22 protein-coding genes and 2 pseudogenes are annotated in these 23,700 nt (G+C 71.3%); 16 read left to right on the forward strand and 8 right to left on the reverse strand.

The annotated features are described in order from the left end of the window. Positions 1-334: 334 nt before the first annotated feature. The 3 genes from AB0K92_RS03480 to AB0K92_RS03490 all read left to right on the forward strand — a co-directional run bounded on the left by AB0K92_RS03480 (position 335) and on the right by AB0K92_RS03490 (position 2,111). Positions 335-1,306 (forward strand): EamA family transporter, encoded by a 972-nt coding sequence (locus tag AB0K92_RS03480; RefSeq protein WP_365918983.1) that lies wholly within the window; start codon positions 335-337, stop codon positions 1,304-1,306. Next, positions 1,303-1,662, forward strand: coding sequence for an antibiotic biosynthesis monooxygenase (locus AB0K92_RS03485; RefSeq protein WP_365918985.1), 360 nt, complete (start codon positions 1,303-1,305; stop codon positions 1,660-1,662). The genes AB0K92_RS03480 and AB0K92_RS03485 overlap by 4 nt, the downstream gene beginning before the upstream one ends. Before the next feature lie 95 nt (positions 1,663-1,757). Continuing rightward, positions 1,758-2,111, forward strand: a complete 354-nt coding sequence (locus AB0K92_RS03490; RefSeq protein ID WP_365918987.1) for a DUF4333 domain-containing protein — start codon at positions 1,758-1,760, stop codon at positions 2,109-2,111. Between the two features lie 27 nt (positions 2,112-2,138). Here AB0K92_RS03490 and AB0K92_RS03495 read toward each other — a convergent pair. The 3 genes and pseudogenes from AB0K92_RS03495 to AB0K92_RS03505 all read right to left on the reverse strand — a co-directional run bounded on the left by AB0K92_RS03495 (position 2,139) and on the right by AB0K92_RS03505 (position 3,734). Further along, positions 2,139-2,894, reverse strand: a pseudogene (locus tag AB0K92_RS03495) (GntR family transcriptional regulator). Then, a pseudogene (locus tag AB0K92_RS03500) lies at positions 2,894-3,435 on the reverse strand (UTRA domain-containing protein). Before AB0K92_RS03500 ends, AB0K92_RS03495 begins: the two co-directional pseudogenes overlap by 1 nt. 38 nt (positions 3,436-3,473) lie before the next feature. Beyond that, positions 3,474-3,734: a winged helix-turn-helix domain-containing protein gene (locus tag AB0K92_RS03505; RefSeq protein ID WP_365918989.1), complete on the reverse strand. Its 261-nt coding sequence runs from the start codon at positions 3,732-3,734 to the stop codon at positions 3,474-3,476. Positions 3,735-3,876: 142 nt separating this feature from the next. Here AB0K92_RS03505 and AB0K92_RS03510 point away from each other — a divergent pair, with 142 nt between their 5' ends. Then, entirely contained in the window at positions 3,877-4,140 is a 264-nt protein-coding gene (locus AB0K92_RS03510) for a hypothetical protein (RefSeq protein WP_365918991.1), read from the forward strand. Next, entirely contained in the window at positions 4,140-4,442 is a 303-nt protein-coding gene (locus tag AB0K92_RS03515) for a hypothetical protein (protein ID WP_365918993.1), read from the forward strand. Before AB0K92_RS03510 ends, AB0K92_RS03515 begins: the two co-directional genes overlap by 1 nt. Before the next feature lie 79 nt (positions 4,443-4,521). Here AB0K92_RS03515 and AB0K92_RS03520 read toward each other — a convergent pair whose 3' ends face one another. After that, entirely contained in the window at positions 4,522-6,813 is a 2,292-nt protein-coding gene (locus AB0K92_RS03520) for a (Fe-S)-binding protein (protein WP_365918995.1), read from the reverse strand. A 238-nt stretch (positions 6,814-7,051) separates the two neighbouring features. On the opposite strand from AB0K92_RS03520, the gene AB0K92_RS03525 reads away from it, so the two are divergent. The 7 genes from AB0K92_RS03525 to AB0K92_RS03555 all read left to right on the forward strand — a co-directional run bounded on the left by AB0K92_RS03525 (position 7,052) and on the right by AB0K92_RS03555 (position 15,357). Next, positions 7,052-8,260, forward strand: a complete 1,209-nt coding sequence (locus AB0K92_RS03525) for an MraY family glycosyltransferase (RefSeq protein ID WP_365918997.1) — start codon at positions 7,052-7,054, stop codon at positions 8,258-8,260. Positions 8,261-8,353: 93 nt separating this feature from the next. Then, positions 8,354-10,198, forward strand: coding sequence for a molecular chaperone DnaK (gene dnaK / locus AB0K92_RS03530; protein ID WP_166000746.1), 1,845 nt, complete (start codon positions 8,354-8,356; stop codon positions 10,196-10,198). After that, positions 10,195-10,869: a nucleotide exchange factor GrpE gene (gene grpE / locus AB0K92_RS03535; RefSeq protein WP_365919000.1), complete on the forward strand. Its 675-nt coding sequence runs from the start codon at positions 10,195-10,197 to the stop codon at positions 10,867-10,869. Before dnaK ends, grpE begins: the two co-directional genes overlap by 4 nt. Before the next feature lie 36 nt (positions 10,870-10,905). After that, a complete protein-coding gene (gene dnaJ / locus AB0K92_RS03540) occupies positions 10,906-12,072 on the forward strand; it encodes a molecular chaperone DnaJ (RefSeq protein ID WP_365919002.1) in 1,167 nt (388 codons plus the stop codon). Continuing rightward, complete coding sequence (locus tag AB0K92_RS03545) at positions 12,069-12,548, forward strand: helix-turn-helix domain-containing protein (protein ID WP_277347410.1); 480 nt, start codon at positions 12,069-12,071, stop codon at positions 12,546-12,548. Before dnaJ ends, AB0K92_RS03545 begins: the two co-directional genes overlap by 4 nt. Positions 12,549-12,918: 370 nt before the next feature. Continuing rightward, positions 12,919-14,028 (forward strand): substrate-binding domain-containing protein, encoded by a 1,110-nt coding sequence (locus AB0K92_RS03550; RefSeq protein ID WP_365919004.1) that lies wholly within the window; start codon positions 12,919-12,921, stop codon positions 14,026-14,028. A 291-nt stretch (positions 14,029-14,319) separates the two neighbouring features. Continuing rightward, positions 14,320-15,357 carry a LuxR C-terminal-related transcriptional regulator gene (locus tag AB0K92_RS03555; protein WP_365919006.1) on the forward strand — a complete coding sequence of 346 codons (1,038 nt, stop codon included), beginning with the start codon at positions 14,320-14,322 and terminating at the stop codon, positions 15,355-15,357. Positions 15,358-15,636: 279 nt separating this feature from the next. Here AB0K92_RS03555 and AB0K92_RS03560 read toward each other — a convergent pair whose 3' ends face one another. Further along, entirely contained in the window at positions 15,637-16,620 is a 984-nt protein-coding gene (locus AB0K92_RS03560) for a helix-turn-helix transcriptional regulator (RefSeq protein ID WP_365919008.1), read from the reverse strand. A 154-nt stretch (positions 16,621-16,774) separates the two neighbouring features. On the opposite strand from AB0K92_RS03560, the gene AB0K92_RS03565 reads away from it, so the two are divergent. Both AB0K92_RS03565 and AB0K92_RS03570 read left to right on the forward strand, forming a co-directional pair. Further along, the gene (locus AB0K92_RS03565) at positions 16,775-16,990 is read left to right on the forward strand and encodes a hypothetical protein (RefSeq protein ID WP_206313098.1); all 216 of its coding nucleotides are present in this window, start codon (positions 16,775-16,777) and stop codon (positions 16,988-16,990) included. After that, entirely contained in the window at positions 16,987-17,322 is a 336-nt protein-coding gene (locus AB0K92_RS03570; RefSeq protein WP_043502721.1) for a hypothetical protein, read from the forward strand. Before AB0K92_RS03565 ends, AB0K92_RS03570 begins: the two co-directional genes overlap by 4 nt. A gap of 202 nt (positions 17,323-17,524) precedes the next feature. Here AB0K92_RS03570 and AB0K92_RS03575 read toward each other — a convergent pair whose 3' ends face one another. After that, positions 17,525-17,950, reverse strand: a complete 426-nt coding sequence (locus AB0K92_RS03575; protein WP_365919011.1) for a TIGR03618 family F420-dependent PPOX class oxidoreductase — start codon at positions 17,948-17,950, stop codon at positions 17,525-17,527. Between the two features lie 95 nt (positions 17,951-18,045). On the opposite strand from AB0K92_RS03575, the gene clpB reads away from it, so the two are divergent. Next, on the forward strand, positions 18,046-20,664 hold the full coding sequence (gene clpB / locus AB0K92_RS03580; protein ID WP_365919013.1) for an ATP-dependent chaperone ClpB: 2,619 nt from the start codon (positions 18,046-18,048) through the stop codon (positions 20,662-20,664). 526 nt (positions 20,665-21,190) lie between these two features. Here the strand turns inward: clpB and AB0K92_RS03585 are convergent. Then, entirely contained in the window at positions 21,191-21,682 is a 492-nt protein-coding gene (locus tag AB0K92_RS03585; protein ID WP_365919015.1) for a hypothetical protein, read from the reverse strand. A gap of 139 nt (positions 21,683-21,821) precedes the next feature. Here AB0K92_RS03585 and AB0K92_RS03590 point away from each other — a divergent pair, with 139 nt between their 5' ends. Then, complete coding sequence (locus AB0K92_RS03590) at positions 21,822-22,349, forward strand: YbjN domain-containing protein (RefSeq protein WP_365919017.1); 528 nt, start codon at positions 21,822-21,824, stop codon at positions 22,347-22,349. Positions 22,350-22,385: 36 nt separating this feature from the next. Here AB0K92_RS03590 and AB0K92_RS03595 read toward each other — a convergent pair whose 3' ends face one another. Beyond that, complete coding sequence (locus AB0K92_RS03595; RefSeq protein WP_365919019.1) at positions 22,386-23,576, reverse strand: pyridoxal phosphate-dependent aminotransferase; 1,191 nt, start codon at positions 23,574-23,576, stop codon at positions 22,386-22,388. Positions 23,577-23,700: the final 124 nt, after the last annotated feature.

Consider the following 23,700-nt stretch of genomic DNA (forward strand, 5'->3'; position numbering starts at 1 on the left):
GCTGCCCGTGACGTCAGCTGCTTGTGACGGCGGCTGCCCGTGACGTCGGCTGCCTGTGGCAGCGGCTGTGACGGCCGCCGCCGGACTGCCCCGGACTGCCGCAGGGCTGCCGCCGGGCCGCCGCATACAATCGCGGCATGAAGACCTACTGGCACGTCGTACTGCCGCCGCTCCGCGCCTGACGGGCGCGGACGGCGGACCGACCGTCTGATCTGATCCCCGACCGGCCCACCGGGCCGCCGGCTCGCCGAGCCGTCGGGGGTCGTCGTCGCGCGCCCGTTCTCGGACTCACCGACAGGTCCCGGACGCATACGACGACGGAAGATTCACGACAGTGCCGAACCGCACCTCCTCCCCGGCTGCCGCACGCCCGCGCACGCCGCTCGCCGGTCTCCTCGGCGGCCCCGCCCCCATCCTCATCTCGGCCGTCCTGTGGGGCACCACCGGAACCGCCGGCGCCCTCGCCCCGGCCGACGCGCCCGCGGCGGCCATCGGCTGCGCGGGCCTCACCCTCGGCGGCCTCCTGCTCTACGTCACCTCCCGCGCCGCCCGCGCGCTGCCCGCCGCCTGCACCCGCCGTGAACGGTGGCTGCTGCTGCTCGGCGCGCTCGCGGTGGCCGGGTACCCGCTCACCTTCTACCCGGCGACCGCCCGCACCGGCGTCGCCGTGGCCACCGTGATCGCGCTCGGCAGCGCGCCGGTCTTCGTCGGCCTGCTCTCCTGGGCGCTGGGCCGCTCCCGCCCCACCACCCGCTGGACCTGCGCCACCGCGGCGGCCGTGCTCGGCTGCGCGCTGCTGGTGCTGGGCCCCGGGTTCAGCGGGTCCGGCACGCCGGTGGACGCCTCCGGCGTCCTGCTGGCCGCCTGCGCCGGGCTGTCGTACGCGGTCTACTCGCTGATCGGCGGCCGGCTGATCACGGACGGGCACTCCTCGGACGCGGTGATGGGCGTGCTGTTCGGGGCGGCGGGGGTGCTGGTGCTGCCGGTCGTGGTGGGCACGGACACGCGGTGGCTGACCGAGACGCGGGGCGCGGCGGTGGCCCTGTACCTCGCCCTCTTCACCGTCTGCCTGGCGTACCGCCTCTTCGGCCACGGCCTGCGCGCCACCCCGGCGTCCGTGGCGACGACCCTCACCCTCGCCGAGCCGGCCGTCGCCGCGGTGCTCGGCGTGACCGTCCTCGGCGAACGCCTGCCCGTCCTGTCGTGGGGCGGGCTGGTCGTCCTGGGGGCCGGTCTCGGCGTACTGACGGCCGGGGGCGGTCGACGCGCGGATCGGCGGGAGGCGTCCGGCAGGATGGGGTCATGAGCGTAGTGAAGATCAACGTGCTGACCGTGCCCGCCGAGCAGCGGGAGGTGCTGGAGAAGCGGTTCGCGTCCCGCGCCCACGCGGTCGAGTCCTCCGACGGCTTCGAGTGGTTCGAGCTGCTGCGCCCCGTCGAGGGCACTGACAACTACCTGGTGTACACGCGGTGGCGGGACGAGGAGTCGTTCCAGGCGTGGATGGAGGGCCCGATGAAGGCGGCCCACCAGGGTGGCGCGGGCCAGGGCCAGGGTGAGGGCCAGGGCGGTGGCGAGAGCGCGGAGCGGCCGAAGCCGGCCGCGACCGGGTCCACGCTGTGGTCGTTCGAGGTCGTGCAGCAGGCGGCGCCGAAGGGGGAGTAGGCGGGGATGGCCGGGGATGAGGGGGCACTTCAGGGGGCGGCACCCCTCATCCCCGGGTCCGTTCTCACCGCTGCCCCCTCAGGAGAGGACCGATCATGACCATGACCCGTACGCCCGTGGCGGTATGGAGTGCCGCGACCCTGACCCTGGGCGCGCTGCTGACCGGCTGCTCGGCCTCGGCGGGCGTCGGTGAATCCGAGCCGAAGCTGTCCTCCGGGAAGCTGGCCGACACGGTCGCCGAGAAGCTGGCGGCCACCACCGGGCAGCCGAAGCCGGACGTCACCTGCCCCGAGGACCTCACCGGCAAGGTCGGTACGACGACCCGTTGCACCCTCACCGCGGACGACGGCAGCACGCTGGGCGTGACGGTCACGGTCACCTCCGTCGACGGGGACCGGATCGACTTCGACATCAAGGCCGACGAGACGGCTTCACCGGCCCCGCGCTGACGATCAGCTCCTCGCCACCTCAGGCGGTCACTCCGGTGTGAACTCGTACTGCAGCTCGTACAGATGCCCCGCCTTCACCATGACCGTTGCCTCGACCGGGCGTCCGTCCTCGGTGTGGACGACGCGAAGGGGGCATAGGACGGGCAGGCCCGGAAGTCGCAGGAGCCGGAACTGTTCCTGCGTGGGGACGCGGGCCGAGACGCGGTCGACGCTTCGGTGAGGTGGGTGGCCCAAATCCGTCAGGAGGGCGGGGGTTCCGCCCTTGATGCGGCGGCGGTCCATCAGCGGGGTGCCGTGGGCGTGACCAGTTCGGCGGGCTCGTCGTCGATGAGTACGAGCTGGCTGCGGAGGAGTGCCGTCCCCTCGTCCGGGAGGCCGAAAACGGCGCGAACATCCGCCGGCGGGCGCACCTCGGTCACGTCCAGAAGCGTGATCCGGGCGTCGGTGCCGTGTCGGGCCGCCTCGGTGAGCCAGGGGTAGGGCGCGTCGGCGGTGGGCGGTGTCAGGGAGGCGGCGGGGCGGATCGTACCGTTGGCGGTCTTCGCGCACGGTCACCCCGCGCCCGCGCGCCCGACCACCAGGCCCTCATCCTTGAGAGGTTGCAGGGCCTTTCTGGACGGTCGCGTTCGAGGCCTCGAACCAGGCCTTGAGCTGGGTGGTGGAGGGGAGGCTGGCACCTGGCGGCACGTCACCGCCGATGATGTCCTCGCGGAGGTCGGCCGCGATGCGTTCGTGCAGCGATCGGCGGTCGTGGGCGTCCGGTTCGGCCTTGGGCACGGTCATCAGATTCTGATCTCGTAGCGCAGCTGCTGGCGCCCGGCGGGCATCACCATGCGGTCGACCTGGATGGGCCGGTCGTCCCGGTCGAGGGTGAGTCTGGTGAGCCGTAGGACCGGCTCCTGGTCTGTCAGGTGGAGAGCCTGCCGTTCCGCCTCGTCGGGCATCCCGGCCGTCACGTCCTCGCGGACTCGCGCGCCGACGTGACCCAGGCGGGCGAGCAGGGTGACGGCGCCTCCTTTGATCTTCGCGGTACCGGACAGGGCGGTTCCCCGTGCGATCTCGGTGGGGTAGTAGGTGTCGGTCAGCTCGTTCGGCTCGTCGTCGAGGAGGATCAGGCGTCGGCGTACGACGACGGGCTCGCCGTCCGGGATCCGGAACAACCGTGCCACCTGGGTCGGTGCGGCACCTCTCCGGCGTGGAGGATGCGCTGGGTTCCCCGGCGGTCCTGCGCGGCGGCCTCCGCGCTCCAGGCGTCCCCGTTGTGCTGTGCGCCGCGCGGTGTGAGGTAAGGCATCGAGGTGCTGACCCACCGGCTGGCGCTCATGGTTCCTCCGCTGTGGCCGACGGTTCGTGGCGGCTCTGTTATTCCGTGCCGTCCGGGGACTGCACGGGGCGATCACTGACGAACGAGCCGAGGCCGACCTCGGCGCGGACGAGTCCCTCGTTCTTCAGGTGGGTCAGCGCCTTCTGGGCGGTCGAGGCCGCGATACCGAACTCCGTCGACAACTCGACGACAGACGGCACTCGGCTGCCCACGGGATACGTCCCGTCGGCGATGCGGTCGGCGACGACTGCGGCTACCTGCCGCCAAACGGGACGGGTGCGATCAAGCTCGGGACTCATGCGGTGGACGCTAAAACTCTGCGGTAGACCGCGCGACCGCGGTAGACTGCGGTAGACCGAGCTGTGAGTTGCAGTGGCCCCCGCGACGGGTGGAGCCGTCCGGGGGTGTGGTCACCAGCCGAAGCGAACCGGAGCTGATGACATGACCGACCTTATCCGCCGCCTCCTCCTGCGGGTGAACCCCTTCGACCGACCGCGCGGCCGGCATCGGCGCGACGGCCTTCCGCCACACCTGGCCTACGGGCCGCCGATGCAGCCGGAACCACCGCTCCCCGCGCACCGCAGCCCCTACGGCCTCCCCACTCCCCTCGACGGTGCCGCCACCGTGGCCGTGCGTCCGTATCTCTGCCTCCATGAGCAGCGACGGCTGCGGCGGGAGAGGCCGATGGAGGTGGAGGCGGCCTGATGGGAGCCGAACCTTCCGATGCGCCGTTGCGGACCGCCAGGCTGTTGCCCTGGGCGGGGACCGAGGGCAAGGCGAGTTATCTGATCACTGACGACACCGGTGGACCGGTGTCCCGGCTCGCCGACATTACGGAGCAGGTCCAGCTCGGAATGGGCGTCCAGCTCCTCGCCCACGCCCACGACATCCTTCCCCACGCCACGGCCGCACAGCTCAAGTTCCTCGCCGAGCGGTTGGCCGAGGCGCTTGAGGACGCTGTGCGCGTCGCCGAGAGCCGCGGTGCACGGCTGCGGCAGCCGGCCTAGGCGGCAGCGGATACGCCGACGCCCCTACGTCGCAGTCGACGTAGGGGCGTCAGGGGTGCCGTATGTGCCGTAGGGGCCGTTACTTCACCGGCTCCGGCTCCGGCGCGTTCTCCGGGGCCGCGGGGCCCGTCGGGTCCTCCGGGTCCGTGGGGGTCTTGACGGAGTCCAGCAGGAGCTGGGCGACGTCGACGACCTGGATGGACTCCTTGGCCTTGCCGTCGTTCTTCTTGCCGTTGACCGAGTCGGTGAGCATGACCAGGCAGAAGGGGCAGGCCGTCGAGACGATGTCGGGGTTGACCGACAGGGCCTCGTCGACGCGCTCGTTGTTGATGCGCTTGCCGATGCGCTCTTCCATCCACATGCGCGCGCCGCCCGCGCCGCAGCAGAAGCCGCGCTCCTTGTGGCGGTGCATCTCCTCGTTGCGCAGGCCAGGGACCTTGCCGATGATCTCGCGCGGAGGCGTGTAGATCTTGTTGTGGCGGCCCAGGTAGCACGGGTCGTGGTAGGTGATGATGCCCTCGACCGGGGTCACCGGGATCAGCTTGCCCTCGTCCACGAGGTGCTGCAGCAGCTGGGTGTGGTGGATGACCTCGTAGTCACCGCCGAGCTGCGGGTACTCGTTGCCGAGCGTGTTGAGGCAGTGCGGGCAGGTGGCGACGATCTTCTTCGCCGACTTCGGCTTCGCGGACTCCGGGACGACCTTGCCCTCGTCGTCCAGCTCCTCGCCGAACGCCGTGTTCAGCGCCATCACGTTCTCCATGCCCAGCTCCTGGAACAACGGCTCGTTGCCCAGGCGGCGGGCGGAGTCGCCCGTGCACTTCTCGTCGCCGCCCATGATCGCGAACTTGACGCCCGCGATGTGGAGGAGTTCCGCGAAGGCCTTCGTGGTCTTCTTGGCGCGGTCCTCCAGGGCGCCGGCGCAGCCGACCCAGTAGAGGTAGTCCACCTCGGAGAGGTCTTCGATGCCCTTGCCGACGACCGGGACCTCGAAGTCGACCTCCTTGGTCCACTCCAGGCGCTGCTTCTTCGCCAGGCCCCAGGGGTTGCCCTTCTTCTCCAGGTTCTTGAGCATCGTGCCCGCCTCGGAGGGGAAGGCGCTCTCGATCATCACCTGGTAGCGGCGCATGTCGACGATGTGGTCGATGTGCTCGATGTCCACCGGGCACTGCTCGACGCAGGCGCCGCAGGTGGTGCAGGACCACAGGACGTCCGGGTCGATGACGCCGTTCTCCTCCAGCGTGCCGACCAGCGGGCGCTCGGCCTCGGCCAGGGCGGACGCGGGGACGTCCTTCAGCTGCTCCTCGGACGCCTTCTCCTCGCCCTCCATCGTCTTGCCGCCGCCCGCGAGCAGGTACGGCGCCTTGGCGTGGGCGTGGTCCCGCAGGGACATGATCAGCAGCTTGGGGGAGAGCGGCTTGCCGGTGTTCCACGCGGGGCACTGCGACTGGCAGCGGCCGCACTCGGTGCAGGTGGAGAAGTCCAGCAGGCCCTTCCACGAGAACTGCTCGACCTGGGAGACGCCGAAGACGTCGTCGTCGCCCGGGTCCGCGAAGTCGATCGGCTTGCCGCCGGAGGTCATGGGCTGCAGGGCGCCGAGCGCCGTCGAGCCGTCCGCGTTGCGCTTGAACCAGATGTTCGGGAAGGCGAGGAAGCGGTGCCAGGCCACGCCCATGTTGGTGTTGAGCGAGACCGTGATCATCCAGATCATGGTCGTGCTCAGCTTGATCATCGCGAACAGGTAGACCAGGTTCTGCAGCGCGCTGACGCTCAGCCCGTCGAGGGCCATGATCACCGGGTACGACGCGAAGTACGCCGCCTCGTAATGGTCCACGTGGTGCAGGGCGCCCTCGAGCGCGCGCAGCACGTAGATCGCGAGGCCGATGGTGAGGATGACCCACTCGACGAAGTAGGCCTGGCCCATCTTCGAACCGGCGAAGCGGGACTTGCGGCCCGGCCGGCTCGGCAGGTTCAGCAGCCGGATCACCATCAGCACGGCGATGCCCAGCGTCGTCATCGCGCCGATGAACTCGATGTACATCTCGTACGGCAGGAAGCCGCCCAGCACCGGCAGCGTCCAGTCGGCCCGGAACAGCTGGCCGTACGCGGTGATGATCGTCGGCGGCAGCGTCAGGAAGCCGATGGCGACGAACCAGTGAGCGATGCCGATGATGCCCCAGCGGTTCATCCGGGTGTGTCCCAGGAACTCGCGGACCAGGGTCACACTGCGCTGGTAGGGGTTGTCCGTCCGGGTGCCTGCCGGGACCGGCTGGCCCAGCTTGAAGTACCTGACGAACTGGCCGATGGCGCGTGCGAGCAGCGCAACGCCGACCACGGTCAGGACCAGCGACACGATGATCGCGGCGAGTTGCATGGGGGCTCCTCGGGCCTGCGAGGGAGATTACTAAGCGGTAACTTATGCAGTCCGTCTGAGACTACCCGTATCTTCCGCCGCACTGTAGCCGGGCGCGGGGTGATCTGAGTCGCTGAGGGTTGCCTCAGCGGGCGACGGTGACGGCGACGGCGACCGGGCCGCGCGCGAGGGGGAGACCTCGCGGCGACCGATCGTGTTATTCGTATCAAATCGGTACATTCGCCCCTACTTTAGTTCCGTGCTCTACGGGATTGCCGCCGCCACCGCCGCCCTCGTCCTCGCCGCCCTCCTCGCGGCCCTGCTGCGCGCCCCCGCGCAGCGCCTCGGCCTGCTGGACCGGCGCCGCCGCGACCGACCGCTGCCGCTGCTCGGCGGGGTCGCCGTGGTGCTGCCGACCGCGGGCGTGGCGACGCTCGGCGACCTCACCGCGGTCGCCCCGCTCGGCGAGGGCGTCGCGGCGCTGCTCGCCGCCGCGGCCGGCATCGCGCTGCTGGGCCTCGTGGCCGACGTACGGCCGCTGCGGACCCGCGCCCTGTTCGCCGGTACGGCGGTGGCGGCCGCCTGGGTGATGCCGTACGAGGAGACCGGCGTGCTCGGCGGGGTGCTGGCCGCCGGCTGGGTCGCCGGGATCGCGCTGGCCTTCCGGGCGCTCGACCACGCGGACGGGCTGGCGGGCACCGTCGGGGTCGTCACCGCCTTCGGGGCGGGGGTGTGCGCGGCGGCGGAGGTGATGGACGGGCTCGCGGTGCTGCTGAGCGTGCTGGCGGCGGCGCTGACCGGGTTCCTGATGCACAACTGGCCGCCCGCGCGGATCGGCCTCGGCGCCTGCGGGTCCCTGTTCACCGGGTTCCTGCTCGCGGCGGCGGCCGTCTTCACCCGCGCGGGCCGCGAGCCCGGGGAATCGGCGGCGGTCCTCTTCGCGCTCACCGCGGTGGCCGTCGCCCAGCCGGCCCTCGCGGCGGGGGCGCGGTGGCGGGACCGGCGGCGGGCGGCGGCGATCGGCCCTTCCCGGCGGCGCGGCCCCGCCGACGTCTCTGGACGTGCCTTCGCCGACGTCTCCGGGCGCGCCTTCGCCGACACCCCGGGTCGTGCCTTCGCCGACACGCCCGGACGTGCCATCGTCGACACTGCCGGACGCCCCTTCGCCGACACCCCCGGGCGCATCCCCGGCGACGCCCCCGGCCGCGCCCCCGCCGAGGCCCCCGACGGGTTCGCCTGCCGGCTGCGGCGGCGGGGGATGACCGCCCAGGGGGCTGTGGTCGTCACGGCCGGATGCGCGCTCGGCGGGGTGGCCGTCGGGGTGCTGGTGCACACCGGGTCGGTGGGGGCGGGAGGCGTGTGGTGGGTCCTCGTCGGGGTCCTCGGGATGGTCGTTTTCCTGTGCAGGAGCCCTCGCAGAGAGGCATCACCGCAGGTCGGACGTTACTTGCGCGTAAGGAACGGATAAGAGTTGAGCCCAGTTGGCTCAGGTCTGTTGACCCGGCGCATGGTGTGGGGCACACTTGAGCCTGTTCCACTCAAGTCGCTGGAGGAATCAACCATGGCACGTGCGGTCGGCATCGACCTGGGCACGACTAACTCCGTCGTCAGCGTTCTGGAGGGCGGCGAGCCCACCGTCATCACCAACGCCGAGGGCGCCAGGACCACGCCGTCCGTCGTCGCCTTCGCCAAGAACGGTGAGGTGCTGGTCGGCGAGGTGGCCAAGCGTCAGGCCGTCACCAACGTCGACAGGACCATCCGGTCGGTCAAGCGCCACATGGGCACCGACTGGAAGATCAACCTGGACGGCAAGGACTTCAACCCCCAGCAGATCAGCGCCTTCGTGCTGCAGAAGCTGAAGCGGGACGCCGAGGCCTACCTGGGCGAGAAGGTGACCGACGCGGTCATCACCGTCCCGGCGTACTTCAACGACGCCGAGCGCCAGGCCACCAAGGAGGCCGGCGAGATCGCCGGTCTGAACGTGCTCCGGATCGTCAACGAGCCGACGGCCGCCGCCCTGGCGTACGGCCTCGACAAGGACGACCAGACCATCCTCGTCTTCGACCTCGGTGGCGGTACGTTCGACGTCTCGCTGCTGGAGATCGGCGACGGTGTCGTCGAGGTCAAGGCCACCAACGGTGACAACCACCTCGGTGGCGACGACTGGGACCAGCGCGTCGTCGACTACCTGGTCAAGCAGTTCCAGGCCGGGCACGGCGTGGACCTGTCCAAGGACAAGATGGCGCTGCAGCGTCTGCGCGAGGCCGCCGAGAAGGCGAAGATCGAGCTGTCCTCGTCCACCGAGACCTCGATCAACCTGCCGTACATCACGGCCTCCGCCGAGGGCCCCCTGCACCTCGACGAGAAGCTGACCCGCGCCCAGTTCCAGCAGCTGACCGCGGACCTGCTGGAGCGCTGCAAGACGCCGTTCCACAACGTCATCAAGGACGCCGGCATCTCCATCAACGAGATCGACCACGTCGTCCTCGTGGGCGGCTCCACCCGTATGCCCGCCGTCGCCGAGCTCGTCAAGGAGCTGACCGGCGGCAAGGAGGCCAACAAGGGTGTGAACCCGGACGAGGTCGTCGCCATCGGCGCCTCGCTCCAGGCCGGTGTCCTCAAGGGTGAGGTCAAGGACGTCCTGCTGCTCGACGTCACCCCGCTGTCCCTCGGCATCGAGACCAAGGGCGGCATCATGACCAAGCTGATCGAGCGGAACACCACCATCCCGACCAAGCGGTCGGAGATCTTCACCACGGCCGAGGACAACCAGCCGTCGGTGCAGATCCAGGTCTACCAGGGCGAGCGCGAGATCGCGGCCTACAACAAGAAGCTCGGCATGTTCGAGCTGACCGGTCTGCCCCCGGCGCCGCGCGGCGTCCCGCAGATCGAGGTCTCCTTCGACATCGACGCCAACGGCATCATGCACGTCACGGCGAAGGACCTCGGCACCGGCAAGGAGCAGAAGATGACCGTCACCGGCGGCTCCTCGCTCCCGAAGGAAGAGGTCGACCGCATGCGCGAGGAGGCCGAGCGCTACGCGGAGGAGGACCACAAGCGCCGCGAGGCCGCCGAGACCCGCAACCAGGGCGAGGCGCTGGTCTACCAGACCGAGAAGTTCCTCAAGGACAACGAGGACAAGGTCCCCGGCGACATCAAGTCCGAGGTCGAGGAGGCCGTCGCCGAGCTGAAGGAGAAGCTCAAGGGCGAGGACACCACCGAGATCCGCACCGCCACCGAGAAGGTCGCGGCCGTCTCGCAGAAGCTGGGCCAGGCGCTGTACGCCGACACCCAGGCCGCGCAGGCCGCCGGCGGCGCCTCGGCCGGTGCCGGTGAGGCCAAGGCCGACGACGACGTCGTGGACGCCGAGATCGTGGACGACGAGCGCAAGGACGGTGCGGCGTGACGGAGGAGACCCCGGGCTTCGAGGAGAAGCCCGACGTCCCCTCCGGCGCCACCCCTGACGACGCCGAGCCGAAGGCCGCCGACTCCTCCACCTCGGAGGAGGGGGCGGCCCCGGCCGGGGACGCGAACGAGACAGCGGGTCTGGTGGCCCAGCTGGACCAGGTGCGCACCGCGCTCAGCGAGCGCACGGCGGACCTCCAGCGCCTCCAGGCCGAGTACCAGAACTACCGCCGCCGGGTCGAGCGCGACCGGATCGCGGTCAAGGAGATCGCCGTGGCGAACCTCCTGACCGAGCTCCTGCCCGTCCTCGACGACATCGGGCGCGCGCGCGAGCACGGCGAACTGGTCGGCGGCTTCAAGTCGGTGGCCGAGTCGCTGGAGACCGTGGCGGCGAAGATGGGCCTGCAGCAGTTCGGCAAGGAGGGCGAGCCCTTCGACCCGACGATCCACGAGGCCCTGATGCACTCCTACGCGCCGGACGTCACGGAGACGACGTGCGTCGCGATCCTCCAGCCGGGGTACCGCATCGGCGAGCGCACCATCCGCCCCGCGCGGGTCGCCGTCGCCGAGCCCCAGCCGGGCGCGCAGCCGGCCAAGGCCGAGGGCGAGCAGAGCGCGGAGGGTGCGGAGAAGGCCGACGACAAGGAGAACGGTGGCCCGGAGGAGGGCTGACGTTATCGCGTACGCAGGAGAGGAGGGACGTCGGGGATGAGCACCAAGGACTTCATCGAGAAGGACTACTACAAGGTCCTCGGCGTCCCCAAGGACGCCACCGAGGCCGAGATCAAGAAGGCGTACCGGAAGCTCGCCCGCGAGTTCCACCCGGACGCCAACAAGGGCAACGCCAAGGCCGAGGAACGCTTCAAGGAGATCTCCGAGGCGAACGACGTCCTCGGTGACCCGAAGAAGCGCAAGGAGTACGACGAGGCGCGCGCGCTCTTCGGCAACGGCGGCTTCCGGCCCGGTCCCGGCGCCGGCGGCGCCACCTTCAACTTCGACCTGGGCGACCTCTTCGGCGGCGCCCAGGGCGGGGGCGGCTTCGGCGGCGGACTCGGCGACGTCTTCGGTGGCCTGTTCAACCGGGGCGGCGCGGGCGCCACGCGCACCCAGCCCCGGCGGGGCCAGGACATCGAGTCCGAGGTCACCCTGAGTTTCACCGAGGCGATCGAGGGCGCCACCGTCCCGCTGCGGATGTCGTCGCAGGCGCCGTGCAAGGCCTGCTCCGGCACCGGCGACAAGAACGGCACACCGCGCGTGTGCCCGACCTGCGTCGGCACCGGGCAGGTGGCGCGCGGCTCCGGCGGCGGCTTCTCCCTCACCGACCCCTGCCCCGACTGCAAGGGCCGCGGCCTGATCGCCGAGCACCCCTGCGAGATCTGCAAGGGCAGCGGCCGGGCCAAGTCGTCGCGCACCATGCAGGTGCGCATCCCCGCCGGGGTGTCCGACGGGCAGCGCATCCGGCTGCGCGGCAAGGGCGCGCCGGGCGAGCGCGGCGGCCCGGCGGGCGACCTGTACGTGGTGGTCCACGTCAAGGAGCACCCCGTGTTCGGCCGCAAGGGCGACAACCTCACCGTCACCGTCCCCGTGACCTTCGCGGAGGCGGCGCTCGGCGGCGAGGTGCGGGTCCCGACCCTCGGCGGCCCGGCCGTCACCCTGAAACTGCCCCCCGGCACGCCGAACGGCCGTACGATGCGGGCCCGGGGCAAGGGCGCGGTCCGCAAGGACGGCACCCGCGGTGACCTGCTGGTCACCGTGGAGGTGAGTGTTCCGAAGGACCTGTCGGGGAAGGCTCGTGACGCGCTTGAGGCGTATCGCGAGGCGACCGCGGGCGAGGACCCGCGGGCGGAGCTGTTCCAGGCCGCGAAGGGAGCATGAGTCAGATGGATGGCCGTCGTCCCCGCCAGCGCGGGGGTTTTCCTCCGTATGAACTGACCGAGGACACGCCGGTCTACGTCATCTCGGTGGCGGCCCAGCTGTCCGGCCTGCACCCGCAGACCCTGCGCCAGTACGACCGACTGGGCCTGGTTTCCCCGGACCGCACCGCCGGCCGGGGCCGCCGTTACTCGGCCCGTGACATCGAACTGCTCCGCCAGGTGCAGCAGTTGTCGCAGGACGAGGGCATCAACCTGGCCGGCATCAAGCGGATCATCGAACTGGAGAACCAGGTCGCGGCGTTGCAGTCCCGGGTCGCGGAGCTGGAGGCCGCCCTCGACGGCGCGGCGGCGGCCATGCGCCAGCGCGAGGCCGCGGTGCACGCCTCCTACCGGCGCGACCTGGTGCCGTACCAGGAGGTACAGCAGTCCAGCGCGCTGGTGGTGTGGCGGCCGAAGCGGCAGCAGCAGCCGGACTGACGAAGCGGCGCACGCGTGCGGGGCCCGGAGGTACGACACCTCCGGGCCCTTCGTCCGTTGTGCCCGGCCTGCCCCGGCTCGCGCACATCGTGAAGGAGTGTCAGGCCTGTGGGGGTGGCGCGGCTGGCCGAGTTCGTTCGGTCCTTCGGTCGAAATCGAGCCGCCCCGTGCGGCGGCCGTAGGGGTTATGACTCCCGCGGGGCCTGATGGGTTGTACGAGACGAAGCGGAATGTGGTGTTGTCATCTCGTTAAGTAGTTTTGCTTGACGCTGGGGCCCGACGCCGCGTTGGCTTTTCAGTCACATGGGTCGCAAGGGTGCGCCCCCGTCCGGAAGACACCCCCGGAAGACACCTAGAAGTGAGCTCCTCCATGCGTCGTCGTATCGCCATGTCCGTGGCCGCGTGTTCGTTGGCCCTGTCGCTCGCCGGCTGCGGTGTGCTGAACGCGACAAGCGACGGAGGCGACGCGACACCGACCAAGGGCGACGACCTCACGGTCGGTCTGCTGCTCCCGGAGAAGGCGAACACCCGGTACGAGAAGTTCGACTACCCCATCATCCGGGACAAGGTCGCCTCCCTCACCGACAGGCGCGGCAAGGTCGCGTACGCCAACGCCGAGCAGAACGCCGCCAAGCAGGCCCAGCAGCTGCAGCAGATGATCGACGACCAGGTGGACGTCATCCTGCTGGACGCGGTCGACGCGCACGCCATCGCCGCCGGCGTGCAGAAGGCCAAGGAGGCGGGCATTCCGGTCATCGCGTACGACCGGCTGGCCGAGGGCCCGATCGACGCGTACATCTCGTTCGACAACGAGCTGGTCGGCGAGGTGCAGGGCCGCACCCTGCTGGAGGCGATGGGCCCGGACGTCGACACCTCCGACAAGATCGTCATGATGAACGGCTCGCCCACCGACCCGAACGCCAAGCAGTTCAAGGCGGGCGCGCTGTCCGAGCTGAACGGCCGGGTGACGATCGCCTCGTCCTTCGACACCAAGGACTGGAAGCCGGAGAACGCCCAGGCCAACATGGCCAAGGCGATCGAGGTGCTCGGCGCGGGCAACATCGCCGGCGTCTACTCCGCCAACGACGGCATGGCCGGCGGCGTCATCAAGGCGCTGAAGGCCGCCGGGGTGACCAAGCTGCCGCCCGTCACCGGGCAGGACGCCGAGCTGGCGGCCGTGCAGCGGATCGTCAGCGGCGAGCAGTACATGAGCGTCTACAAGTCCTACCCGGCCGAGGCCGAGGCCGCCGCCGAGATGGCCGTCGCCAAGGTGCAGGGCAAGGACATCCAGTTCGACGCGCTGACCCGCGACCGGGTCGACAGCCCCACCCACAAGGACATTCCGGCGCAGCTGGTGTCCGTGGTCGCGCTGACCCGGCAGAACATCAAGCAGACCGTCGTCTCCGACGGCATCTACAAGGTGTCCGAGATCTGCGCCGGGCCGTACAAGGCGGCCTGCGCGGAGCTGGGCCTGAGCTAGCCGGCGCCCGCGGCGTCGTCCGGACGCGCGTCAAGGGGAGTTCACGCCGTACGGCCGTGAACTCCCCTTCCCGTAAGCCCGTACGGGCGAGGGGCGTGGGGGACGGCACGCGCGCCGTGGGCAACGAGCTGTCGCGATCTGTTGTCGGAATGTGACGGACCGGGGTGGGGGCGAACACCTGCATACCGGTGCTTTCCAGCGGTCACAGGGGGAAGAGGCGTGTTGCGGAGCAGGTGCGCTCCGCGCATAGTTGCGCTGCGGAAGACGTGGAAACCGGGGGTGGGATGGGCGATGGCCGGGCACGGGACGGACGAGCATCCACACGGTGCTGACCGACTGTGCGAGGCCGGGGATCGGGTGTATTCCCGGGCCGTACGGCGCGGCCGCGTGCCCCGCCGCGACGCCGAGTCGGTGCCCTGCCTGCTGGAGCTGGCGCTGCTGCACCCCGATCCCGACGACATGGACTGGCTGGTGCCCACCTCCCCGCAGGAGGTCATGACCCGGCTGCTGCGCGGCGTGTACGACGAGATCAGCGCCAGCCAGCGGCGGGTGGGCTCGGCGGTGGCCGCCGTCGAGTGGTACGCGGGCCTGGGCGGCCGTACGGCGGCCTCCGCGGCCGGCGGTGAGGGTACGGCGGCGATCCGGGTGCTGGACGGGCCGGCGCGCATCCAGGCGGCGCTGGACGAGGCGACGGCGGCGTGCACGACCGAGGTGCTGACCGTGCAGCCCGGCGGCATCCGGCGCGAGCACGAGCTGTCCGAGGGCCTGCACCGGGCACTGGCGCTGCGCGGGCGGGGCGTGCGGATGCGGGACCTGTACAACCACGTCGCCCGGCACGGGCAGGGGCTGCTCAACTACCTGGAGCTGATGGGCGACGCGGTCGAGGCGCGCACCCTCGACGAGGTCATCGAGCGGCTGATCCTGTTCGACCGCACGGTCGCCTTCATCCCCGCCAACCCCGACCGCACGATGGCCCTGGAACTGCGCCATCCCGGCCTGGTGGCCTACCTGGTGACGGTCTTCGAACGCCTGTGGCGCCTGGCCGTCCCCCTCACCGCGGCCCTGCCCGACACCGGCATCGAGGGCATCTCGCACCGCGAGCAGTCCATCGCCGCGCTGCTCGCCGAGGGCCACCAGGACGCGGTGATCGCCGAACGCCTCGGCATCAGCGTCCGCACCTGCCGCGCCCACATCGCCCGCCTCTGCGAAACCCTGGGCGCGGCCAGCCGCACCCAGCTCGGCGTCCGCATCGCCCAGGTCGGCCTGGACGGCCCACCGCGCCCGGCGGGCCTCACGGTCCCGGGGCGGGAGTCGCCGGGGGTCCGCTGAGCGGAGGAACGGGCCGGCAGCGGGCGCGTGGACGCACCCCTCGCCACGCGCGGCACCCGGGAAGGCCCGCGCCCGCCCCTCAGGCCCCGACGGACGCCCTGGGGCCCCACCGGACCCGCACGGCACTCCCGAGCCGTCCACGCCCGCCTCAGACGCCTCCAGGGGCGCTCGCGGGGTTTCTCCGGTCACCGGTCCGATGCCGTCCTCGACGGCGCACGGCAGCCGCGGCAGCGCCACCGACGGCGCCGCGGGCCGCTCCCCCCGCTGGTACGACCGGCCCTAGCGGTCGCGCTCCAGGATCCCCGACTGGGCGATGAGATAGCCGAGTTGGGCCCGGCTGCCGCTGCCGAGGGCGGCGGCGAGCTTGGCGATGTGGGCCCGGCAGGTGCGCACGTTCATGCCGAGGCGGCGGGCGATGGCCTCGTCGACGTGGCCCTCGATGAGCAGTTTCGCGATGGAGCGCTGGACGCCGGTGATGCCCTCCGGCGTGGACTCGTACGGCACTTCCTCCATCAGCGGCACGGCCCGCTGCCACAACTGCTCGAAGACCTTGATGAGGTACTGGACCAGTCCGGGGTGGCGCAGTTCCAGGGCGACCTGGCGGTCGTCCTGGGCGGGGATGAAGGCGACCGTGGCGTCACAGATGATGAGCCGTTCGATCAGCTCCTCCAGCGTGCGGATCTCGACCTTCGCGCCGGCCATCTTGTCCATGTACGCGAAGGTGGCCTGACTGTGCCGCACGGTGTGCTGGTAGAGGGTGCGCACCGATATCCCGCGCTCGATCAGCGGCTTGCTGCGCTTGAGCGCCTGGCTCAGGATGTGCTCCGGCCTGCTGCCGCCGGGCTGTACGGTCAGCACCTCGGTGCGGGCCTCGGCTATCGCCACGTCCAGCGCGGCGTGGATCCGGTCGATGCCCTCCAGCACGGTGATGGCGTGCGTGGCCGCCGGTTGCTGGGCACTGATGGCGAGGAAGGGCTGGAAGGTGTCCGTGAGGTCGACGGTCAGCCGCCGCCGGTCCTGTATCTCCCGTTCCAGCGGCTGGAGTTGCTGGGCCAGCACGATGGACGGGGGGACGGGGCGCAGCCAGTTCGCGTCATCGGGGTCGGGGTGGAGCAGGGCGAACTCAAGCAGGCAGGGAGCGGGCTTGACCTCGTCGCGCGCTATTCGTCCGGAGCTGAGGGCCGCGGCGTACAACCGCGATCCGTCGGCGCACAGCTCAGTGATGCCGTGAGGATGTGTCGGGTTTGTGCTCTTCGGTGACAAATCTCCACCCCCCAGGGTCCTGAACGTGCAGGAACATGATGCATCTCCCCGGTGGCATTGACGTGCCTGAATGAGCCATCGTCTTGTTTCGCGGGGGAGAGGAAGCCATCAAGTGAGGACGAAGCCGACCATGAATAAGAGAATGCTTCGCTCGGTGCTTGCTACTGCCGTCGTTGCTCTGGCGCTGGCCTTCGGTGCGGCCGGTCCTCTCGACGTCGGCTGGCGGACCCCTGCCCAGGTGGAGAGCGCGGCGGCGGTGACCGGGGACGTCGGCTGGTCCGTCGAGGCCGCGCCCGGCGACGTCGGCTGGAGCGTCGTGGCCGGCGGCGAGGACGTCGGCTGGTCGGAGCCGGCGGGCGCGGACGCATGACCACCCCACCCGACGACCGGTCCTTCCGGCGTGAAATGGCCACCGCGTACCGTTCCGGCTGGCACTTCATCGACCTGGCCACCGCCATCCCCCACAACGGTGACTCGCTCATGGTCACCGTGTTCGGTGAGCCGGTCGTCGTCACCCGGGACGAGGACGGGGACGTACGGGCGTACCGGTGCCTGCGCCGGCCCCGGGGTGCGCCGCAGCCCGTGCGCTGCGCCATCCGGTACGGAATGATCTTTGTGAACCTCGACCAGCGCGACCACCGGTTGGCGGAGCCGGAGACCCCGGACCCCATGACCATCTCGGCCACCCCCCGCAGTGCCTGACGCGATTCCCCCGTCGTAAAAGATCGCTCAGGTGCTTCCCCCCGCAGCGGCGTCACCGTGACCTGAACACGGTGACGCCGCTGTGTTTCCTGCTGTTATCCACGGGTTTCGGGTGGATCGGCGGTTGGCCGAAACCCGCGCCTGGATCCCGGCCCTCAAGCGGCCCTCGAGTCGCTCCTCGCGCGTGTCCCCGGCCGCGCGCTCACGCGGGCCGGCGGGCGTTGCCCATCGCGTGGGTCAGCTCGATCTCGATGACCACGCGGTCCGGATTCGGGGCCGGCGTCCGCTCGTAGCGCTCGGCGTACCGCCGTACCGCCTCCGCCACCCGCTCCGGCTCGGTCCGCACGAAGGCCCGGCCCTCCAGCGTCGCCCACCGTCTGCCGGCCACCTGGCAGACGGCCACCCGCTCCCCCTGCGGCCCGGCCGCCCGCACATGGCGCACCTTCGCGCTCGTCCTGTTGGTGATCACCCGGGCCAGCCGTGCCTCCGGGTCGTACGTCACCCCCACCGGGACCACATGCGGGCTGCCGTCCGGACGCGGGGTCGTCAGGGTGCACAGGTGCCGTTCGCGCCAGAAGCTGAGGAACGCCGGGTCCGGGGCACCCGGATCGAGGGAGTGTGTGGCCATGGTCAATCCGCCTTGAGTGGAATAGACTCAACTTTGTGTACGTTGCCTTCGTCAGTATGGATGACGGCTGACGACGCCAGGAGGAGAACGCGAACGTGGACGCCGAGCTGACCAACCGGAGCCGTGACGCGATCAACGCGGCCGGCAACCGGGCCGTGACGGAGGGGCACCCGGACCTCACGCCGGCTCATCTGCTCCTGGCTCTGCTCCAGGGTCAGGACAACGAGAACATCACCGACCTGCTCGTCGCCGTCGAGGCGGACCTCGCGGCCGTCCGCGCCGGCGCCGAGAAGATCCTCGCCGGGCTGCCCAGCGTGACCGGCTCGACGGTCGCTCCGCCGCAGCCCAACCGGGAGCTGCTCGCCGTCATCGCGGACGCGCAGGCGCGGGCCCGCGACCTCGGCGACGAGTACCTGTCCACGGAGCACCTGCTGATCGGCCTCGCCGCCAAGGGCGGCCAGGTCGCCGAGCTGCTCGCCCGGCAGGGCGCGAGCGCCGAGAAGCTGCAGGAGGCCTTCCGCACCGCCCGCGGCGGACGCCGGGTGACCACCCCGGACCCCGAAGGGCAGTACAAGGCGCTGGAGAAGTTCGGCACCGACCTCACCGCCGCCGCCCGCGAGGGCCGGCTCGACCCGGTCATCGGCCGGGACACCGAGATCCGGCGTGTGGTGCAGGTGCTGTCGCGGCGTACGAAGAACAACCCGGTCCTCATCGGTGAGCCCGGCGTCGGCAAGACCGCCGTCGTCGAGGGGCTCGCCCAGCGGATCGTGAAGGGCGACGTGCCCGAGTCGCTGAAGGACAAGCGGCTGGTGGCGCTCGACCTCGGCGCGATGGTCGCGGGCGCGAAGTACCGCGGCGAGTTCGAGGAGCGGCTGAAGACGGTCCTCGCCGAGATCAAGGCCTCCGACGGGCAGGTCATCACCTTCATCGACGAGCTGCACACCGTGGTCGGCGCGGGCGCCGGCGGCGACTCCGCGATGGACGCGGGCAACATGCTCAAGCCGATGCTGGCGCGCGGTGAGCTGCGCATGGTCGGCGCGACCACCCTGGACGAGTACCGCGAGCGGATCGAGAAGGACCCCGCGCTGGAGCGCCGCTTCCAGCAGGTGCTGGTCGCCGAGCCCAGCGTCGAGGACACCATCGCGATCCTGCGCGGGCTCAAGGGGCGCTACGAGGCCCACCACAAGGTGCAGATCGCGGACAGTTCGCTGGTCGCCGCCGCCGCGCTCTCCGACCGGTACATCACCTCCCGCTTCCTGCCCGACAAGGCGATCGACCTCGTCGACGAGGCCGCGTCCCGGCTGCGCATGGAGATCGACTCCTCGCCCGTCGAGATCGACGAGCTCCAGCGCGCCGTCGACCGGCTGAAGATGGAGGAGCTGGCGCTGAGCCGGGAGACCGACGAGGCCTCCCGCGAACGCCTGGAGAAGCTGCGCCGCGACCTCGCCGACAAGGAGGAGGAGCTGCGCGGCCTCACCGCCCGCTGGGAGAAGGAGAAGCAGTCCCTGAACCGGGTCGGTGAGCTGAAGGAGAAGCTGGACGAGCTGCGCGGCCAGGCCGAGCGCGCCCAGCGCGACGGCGACTTCGACACCGCGTCCAAGCTGCTCTACGGCGAGATCCCGGCCCTGGAGAAGGAGCTGGAGGCCGCCTCCGAGGCCGAGGAAGAGGTGGCGAAGGACACCATGGTCAAGGAGGAGGTGGGTCCCGACGACATCGCGGACGTCGTCGCCTCCTGGACCGGCATCCCGGCCGGCCGCCTGCTGGAGGGCGAGACGCACAAGCTGCTGCGCATGGAGGAGGAGATCGGCAAGCGGCTGATCGGCCAGCAGGAGGCCGTGCGGGCGGTGTCGGACGCGGTGCGGCGCTCGCGCGCGGGCATCTCCGACCCCGACCGGCCCACCGGCTCCTTCCTCTTCCTCGGCCCGACGGGCGTCGGCAAGACGGAACTGGCGAAGGCGCTCGCGGACTTCCTCTTCGACGACGAGCGGGCCATTGTCCGCATCGACATGTCGGAGTACGGCGAGAAGCACAGCGTCGCCCGGCTGGTCGGCGCGCCGCCCGGATACGTCGGCTACGAGGAGGGCGGCCAGCTCACCGAGGCGGTCCGGCGCCGCCCGTACTCCGTGGTCCTGCTGGACGAGGTGGAGAAGGCCCACCCCGAGGTCTTCGACATCCTGCTCCAGGTGCTGGACGACGGCCGGCTCACCGACGGCCAGGGCCGCACGGTCGACTTCCGCAACACCATCCTGGTGCTGACGTCGAACCTGGGCAGCCAGTTCCTGGTCGACCCGCTCACCACCGAGGCCGAGAAGAAGGAGCAGGTGCTGGAGGTGGTCCGGGCCTCCTTCAAGCCGGAGTTCCTGAACCGGCTCGACGACCTCGTGGTGTTCTCGGCGCTGACCAAGCCGGAGCTGGAGCACATCGCGCGCCTGCAGATCGACCGTCTCGCCCAGCGCCTCGCCGAGCGGCGCCTCACCCTCGACATCACGCCCGAGGCGCTGGCCTGGCTCGCGGAGGAGGGCCTGGACCCGGCCTACGGCGCCCGCCCGCTGCGCCGCCTCGTCCAGACCGCCATCGGCGACCGCCTCGCCAAGGAGATCCTCTCCGGCGAGATCAAGGACGGCGACACGGTCCGTGTCACCCGCTCCCCCGACGGCCTCCACGTGGGCCCGGCCACGTCCCCGCAGCCGGCGGACCTGGGCAAGACCCTCTGACCCCGGCACCGGCCGCCGCAGCCGACCCGGCACCGGCCGCCGCAGCCGACCCGGCACCGGCCGCTGTAGCCGACCCCGGCTCCGGCGGCCGGCCCGGCGGGGCACGGCGGTCTCGGCGGCCGGTACGCCGGGGCACGGCGGTCTGGGAAGCCGCGTGCCCCGCGGTGGCCGTAGGGCACGTGGGGGTCGCACCCCACGGCGGCTGCGCGTCGCGTGCGTCGCCCTCGGGGGCGTGCGGCCCGAGGCCCACGTCGCGCGGGCCCGCCCTTCCCCCGGCAGCCGTCCCCCGGCGTCCCCGGCTCGGCTCCGGCGTGGCGGGGCGCGGTGGTTCCTGCGGTCGGCCCTCAGCGCGGCCGTAGGGCACGCGGGGGCCGCGTCCCACGGTGACTGCGCCCCACGGTGGCTGCGCGTCGCGTGCGTCGCCCCTCAGGGCGTGCGGGCTCAGGCCCACGTCGCGCGCGCCCGACCGTCCCCCCGGCAGCCGTCCCGCGCCCCGCGGTGGCTGTGCGACGGGTGCGTCCGCCGGTCATACCGTGAACGCCGAGAAGCGCACCAGGACCGTGTCCGGGCTCTCGTGGTCCACGAGTACCTCGGCGGTGTGCGCGCCGAAGCCCGGGGAGGTCTCGCCGGGCATGTGGACGTCCTCGTCGGTGAAGCCGACTCTCACGCAGAGGTCGGTCGTGTCGCCCGCGCAGAGGTCCGTGCGCCGGGGCACGCCCGGGTAGGTGCGGTCGAGCCAGCCGGAGAGATCGGCGCGCGGGAGGCGGAACTCGGCCGCGTAGCGGGTGTCCAGCCAACTCTCGACGGTGCAGTCCGTGTCGTACGCGCGCTCCGGCAGCCGTGCCCCGCCGAACGCGAGCGCTTCGGCGCACGGTGCCTGCTTGGGCCCGCCGCCGCGTGGATAGTCGGAAGGGGAGGCCGCGGCGGTCACCACCTCCGCGACCAGCCAGACCGACAGCAGTGCGGGGAGCGCCCCGACCGCCGCCACCGGCCCCCATCGGACGCGTCCCCGTGCCATACCGTCTCCCCGCTGTTCACCGGCTCCGCGCCGACCGGCCGGATCATGTCAGCCGAAGGCTGACAGGCCGCGTCGGGGCTTGCCACCCCCCGCCCCGCATGGGGGAGGATGGCGGGATCCGTACGAAGGGAAATTCACGGTGAGCATCGACCCGTCCTCGATTCCGAACTTCGGGGGCCAGCCCCAGCCGCAGCCCCAAGGACCGGCGGGCCCCGTCGTCCCGAATCAGGACCTTGTGAAGCAGCTCCTGGACCAGATGGAGCTGAAGTACGTCGTCGACGAAGAAGGCGACCTCGCGGCGCCGTGGGAGCAGTTCCGTACGTACTTCATGTTCCGCGGTGAGGGCGACCAGCAGGTCTTCTCGGTGCGGACGTTCTACGACCGCCCGCACGACATCGAGGAGAAGGCGCGACTGCTGGAGTCGATCGACGACTGGAACCGCCGCACCCTGTGGCCGAAGGTCTACACGCACACCCACGACGACGGCACCGTCCGCCTCATCGGCGAGGCGCAGATGCTGATCGGTCCCGGGGTCAACCTGGAGTTCTTCGTGTCGTCGACGGTCAGCTGGGTGCGCGCGGCGATCGAGTTCGACAAGTGGCTGATCGAGCAGCTCGGCCTGGAGCAGGAGATCGACGACGCGGACAAGCCGGAGGACGAGGAGTAATCCCCTCGCCCGTCCACAGCCTGTGGATACGGCGGCTCAGCCCGCGAGGGACGTGAGCCGCCGTACCGCCTCCTCCAGCACCGCCGTCCGCTTGCAGAAGGCGAACCGGACGAACGGCGCGCCCTCGTCGCGGTGGTCGTAGAAGACCGCGTTGGGGATGGCCACCACCCCCGCCCGCTCGGGCAGCGCGCGGCAGAAGGCGAAGCCGTCCCGCTCGCCGAGGGGCCGGACGTCGGTGGTGACGAAGTACGTGCCGGTGGTGCGGAAGACGCCGAAGCCCGCCTTCGCCAGTCCCGCCGCAAGCAGATCCCGCTTGGCGCGCATGTCGGCGCGGAAGGCGTCGAAGTACGACTCGGGCAGCGCCAGCGCCTCGGCCACCGCGTACTGGAACGGCCCCGACGCCACGTACGTCAGGTACTGCTTCGCCGACCGGACGGCCGTGACCAGCCCGGCCGGCGCGGTGATCCAGCCGACTTTCCAGCCGGTGAACGAGAAGCTCTTGCCCGCCGACCCGATCGTCACCGTCCGCTCCCGCATCCCGGGGAACGTCGCCAGCGGCACGTGCTCGGCGTCGTCGAACACCAGGTGCTCGTACACCTCGTCGGTCACCACGAGCAGGTCCCGCTCCACCGCCAGCTCCGCGATCGCGGCCAGCTCGGCTCGGGTGAGCACGGTGCCGGTCGGGTTGTGCGGGGTGTTGACCAGCAGCAGCCGGGTGCGGTCGGTGACCGCGGCGCGCAGCTCGTCCAGATCGAGCCGGAACGTGTCGCCGTCCGGCCGCAGTGTCACGGGCACCCGCCGCCCGCCCGCCATCGCGATGCAGGCCGCGTACGAGTCGTAGTACGGCTCCAGCGCGATCACCTCGTCACCGGGCTCCAGCAGGGCCAGCAGGGAGGCGGCGATCGCCTCGGTCGCGCCCACCGTGACCAGCACCTCGGTGTCCGGGTCGAAGGCCAGGCCGTAGCGGCGCTCCTGGTGCGCGGCGATCGCGGCGCGCAGCTCGGGGACGCCGGGGCCCGGCGGGTACTGGTTGCCGCGTCCGTCGCGCAGCGCCCGTACGGCCGCCTCGCGGATCTCCTCGGGGCCGTCCGTGTCGGGGAAGCCCTGGCCCAGGTTGATCGCTCCGGTCCGCACGGCCAGCGCGGACATCTCGGCGAAGATCGTCGTGCCGAACTCGGCGAGGCTGCGGTTGAGGAAGGGGCGCGCGGTGGAGGTCATGGCGGCCATCCTGCGCCGAAGCCGAGGCCTTCCTCAACCGGGCCTCGCAGACCGGATCCCCTGGCCGGATCCCCTGGCCGGTTCCGTCGGCCGTTTCCCTTGACCGGTTCCCTTGACCGGTTCCCCTGATCGG

Source organism: Streptomyces sp. NPDC052687, from assembly GCF_040678395.1.
Lineage (GTDB): Bacteria > Actinomycetota > Actinomycetes > Streptomycetales > Streptomycetaceae > Streptomyces.

Coding starts and splice junctions, on each gene's coding strand:
- AB0K92_RS03485 (WP_365918985.1), top strand. CDS start 1,303: ATGAGCGTAGTGAAGATCAACGTGCTGACCGTGCCCGCCGAGCAGCGG.
- AB0K92_RS03490 (WP_365918987.1), top strand. CDS start 1,758: ATGACCATGACCCGTACGCCCGTGGCGGTATGGAGTGCCGCGACCCTG.
- AB0K92_RS03505 (WP_365918989.1), bottom strand. CDS start 3,734: ATGAGTCCCGAGCTTGATCGCACCCGTCCCGTTTGGCGGCAGGTAGCC.
- AB0K92_RS03510 (WP_365918991.1), top strand. CDS start 3,877: ATGACCGACCTTATCCGCCGCCTCCTCCTGCGGGTGAACCCCTTCGAC.
- AB0K92_RS03515 (WP_365918993.1), top strand. CDS start 4,140: ATGGGAGCCGAACCTTCCGATGCGCCGTTGCGGACCGCCAGGCTGTTG.
- AB0K92_RS03520 (WP_365918995.1), bottom strand. CDS start 6,813: ATGCAACTCGCCGCGATCATCGTGTCGCTGGTCCTGACCGTGGTCGGC.
- dnaK (WP_166000746.1), top strand. CDS start 8,354: ATGGCACGTGCGGTCGGCATCGACCTGGGCACGACTAACTCCGTCGTC.
- dnaJ (WP_365919002.1), top strand. CDS start 10,906: ATGAGCACCAAGGACTTCATCGAGAAGGACTACTACAAGGTCCTCGGC.
- AB0K92_RS03545 (WP_277347410.1), top strand. CDS start 12,069: ATGAGTCAGATGGATGGCCGTCGTCCCCGCCAGCGCGGGGGTTTTCCT.
- AB0K92_RS03550 (WP_365919004.1), top strand. CDS start 12,919: ATGCGTCGTCGTATCGCCATGTCCGTGGCCGCGTGTTCGTTGGCCCTG.
- AB0K92_RS03555 (WP_365919006.1), top strand. CDS start 14,320: ATGGCCGGGCACGGGACGGACGAGCATCCACACGGTGCTGACCGACTG.
- AB0K92_RS03570 (WP_043502721.1), top strand. CDS start 16,987: ATGACCACCCCACCCGACGACCGGTCCTTCCGGCGTGAAATGGCCACC.
- AB0K92_RS03575 (WP_365919011.1), bottom strand. CDS start 17,950: ATGGCCACACACTCCCTCGATCCGGGTGCCCCGGACCCGGCGTTCCTC.
- AB0K92_RS03585 (WP_365919015.1), bottom strand. CDS start 21,682: ATGGCACGGGGACGCGTCCGATGGGGGCCGGTGGCGGCGGTCGGGGCG.
- AB0K92_RS03595 (WP_365919019.1), bottom strand. CDS start 23,576: ATGGCCGCCATGACCTCCACCGCGCGCCCCTTCCTCAACCGCAGCCTC.